The organism is Aliiroseovarius sediminis, from assembly GCF_022678485.1.
Lineage (GTDB): Bacteria > Pseudomonadota > Alphaproteobacteria > Rhodobacterales > Rhodobacteraceae > Aliiroseovarius > Aliiroseovarius sediminis.
Genome location: NZ_JALBYP010000011.1, coordinates 1 through 231, shown reverse-complemented (window position 1 = coordinate 231; position 231 = coordinate 1). Strand labels below are relative to the sequence as shown.

Sequence of the window (231 nt, the reverse complement as noted above, 5' to 3'; positions counted from 1 at the left end):
GGATGCCCGCGCAAGGGTGCGGCGGCCGGTCTCCAACACGTATCGCAGTTCGTAAAGGCCGGGTGTGCCGGGGGCGGTCAGGCGACCTTCGCTATCGTCCCTGGCACGGATGTGGCTGTCGACCGCATTATCATCGGCCCCTGCCGGAACGATGGTCAGGAAGTCACGCCCGTTGATCGTGCCAGCCCAAGTGAAGTCAAAGTCCGCACCGGTGATGACCTTGGCGGGGGC

At 65.4% G+C, this 231-nt stretch carries 1 pseudogene; it reads right to left on the bottom strand.

The annotated features are described in order from the left end of the window. Positions 1-231 (bottom strand): annotated as a pseudogene (locus MN186_RS00050) (hypothetical protein); the annotation flags it as partial.